The organism is Mesorhizobium norvegicum, from assembly GCF_004919685.1.
Classification (GTDB): Bacteria; Pseudomonadota; Alphaproteobacteria; order Rhizobiales; family Rhizobiaceae; genus Mesorhizobium; species Mesorhizobium norvegicum.
Window position 1 is genome coordinate 1 of the sequence record NZ_SMYZ01000181.1, and the last position, 2148, is coordinate 2148.

General features: G+C 66.2%; 2 protein-coding genes. Both read right to left on the reverse strand.

Annotated elements, in window-relative coordinates:
- A partial coding sequence (locus FCU66_RS40455) for an ABC transporter permease (protein ID WP_136625519.1) occupies positions 1 to 754 on the reverse strand: 754 nt, incomplete at its 3' end.
- The coding region (locus FCU66_RS40460) for an ABC transporter ATP-binding protein (RefSeq protein WP_136625520.1) at positions 754 to 2148 on the reverse strand (1395 nt) is incomplete at its 5' end. The genes FCU66_RS40460 and FCU66_RS40455, both read right to left, overlap by 1 nt.

Below are 2148 nucleotides of genomic sequence, written 5' to 3' on the forward strand. Positions count from 1 at the left end.
GCGCACCGGACAGCAGCGCCGTCGAGATCAGCACGCGTTCGACGTTGATGCCGCCATATCTAGCGGCTTCCGGGTTTTCGCCGGTGACCCTTATCCTGAAGCCGAGCGTCGTGCGCACGATCAGGAACCAGATCAATGGCGCCGCCAGCAGCGCCACGACAACGCCGAGATGCAGCCGCGTGCCTTCGAGCAGCACCGGGAAGTTGGCCGAATCCTCGATCGGCGGCGAGATCGGATAGCCGCTGAAACTGTCCTTCCACGGTCCTTCGATCAGCGCCATCAGCGCATAGTAGATGACCGAGTTGAGCAGCAGCGAGCTGACGACGTCGTCGACCTTGAATTTCACCCGCAGCGTCGCCGGGATCAGAGCGACGGCCGCGCCAGCCGCGGCACCGGCCACTGCCATCAGCAGCATGGCGAGCGGCCCCGGCATCGGAATGGCGCCGACGGCGCAGCTGGCCACCGCGCCAGCCAGCAATTGCCCCTCGGCGCCGATGTTCCAGAATTTTGCCCGGAAGGCGACGGCCACCGCCAGCCCGGTGAAGATCATCGGCGCGGCACGCACCATCGTTTCGGTGATCGCATAGCTGTCGCCGAGCGAGGCCGTGAACATCACGCCATAGGCTTCGAGGACGCCGGCCCCTGCCAGTGCGATGAGGCCGCTGCACAGGATAAGCGTCGCTGCGATCGCCAGCAGCGGCAAAGCCAGATTGAACCAGGCCGGCGTCGAGGTGCGGACTTCCAGGCGAAACATCAGCTGTGACCCTCCGCCCCAGTCATCATCAGCCCAAGCCGCGCGATCGTCGCATCGGCGCTGTCGAGCGTGCCGACGATGCGGCCCTCATACATCACGGCGATGCGGTCGCAGAACACCAGCAGCTCTTCCAGATCCTCGCCGATGACGATGATGCCGCAGCCCTTGGCGCGCATGTCGAGGAACTTTTCGTGGATGAAGCGGGCAGCGCCGATGTCGAGGCCGCGCGTCGGCTGCGAGACAACAAGCACCTTCGGGTCGAAGGCGAGCTCGCGTGCCAGCAGCGCCTTCTGCAGATTGCCGCCGGACAGCGCGCCCGCGCGGGTCATCGGCCCGGGACACCTGATATCATAGGCCTTGATCTGTTCCTCGGCGAAGGCGCGGATCGCATCCGGCTTGAGAAGGCCCCTGCTGCTGAAAGCGGCGGTGCCGATGCGCGGCAGCACCATAGAGTCGGCGAGCGGCAGGTTGGTGACCAGTCCGGTCGTCATGCGGTCTTCCGGGATGCGGCCAAGACCGAGCGCCTGCACCTCGCGCGGTGAAAATCGTGAGACGTTTTGGCCGGCAATCGTCATCTGGCCGGCATCGGGCACGCGTGTCCCGGAGATCACCTCCGCCAACGCTCGTTGGCCATTGCCCGACACCCCGGCAATGCCGAGGATTTCGCCGGCGCGCACGGCAAGCGATACGTCGCGCAGCGGCGTGCCCGAATGCTTTGAGGTCGAAATGCCGTCGAGGGTCAGCACCGCAGCACCGGGCGTCGACGGTCCCCGCGCCGGCGGCACGATCTCATGGCCGCACATCAGTGTTGCCATTTCCGAGGATGTCGTGTTGGCCGGGTCATCGACGCGGCCGGCAACGCGGCCATGCCGCAGCACCGTGCAGCGATGCGTCAGCGCCCGCACCTCATTGAGCTTGTGCGAGATGAAGATGATGCCGAGGCCTTGCGCGGCCATCGATCGCAACGCCGAAAACAGTCCGTCGACCTCGCTTGGCGCCAGCACCGCCGTCGGCTCGTCGAGGATCAAGAGCCTGGCGCCGCGAAACAGCGCCTTGACGATTTCGAGCCGCTGCTGCTCGCCGACCGACAGCGCCGAGACCGGAAGGCTCGGGTCAAGTGTGAGGCCATGCTGGCGGCCGATCTCGGCCAGCCGCGCCAGTCCACCGGCGCGATCGATCCGGCCTGTCTTGCCGGGAATGCCTATCAAAAGGTTTTCCAGCACCGTCAGCCTCGGTGCGAGGTGAAAGTGCTGGTGCACCATGCCGATGCCGGCGGCCAGCGCATCGGCGGAACTGGTGATCCGCACCGGCTTGCCCTGGATGAGGATCTCGCCCGCGTCCGGCGCATAGGCGCCGAACAGCACATTCATCAGCGTCGTCTTGCCGGCGCCGTT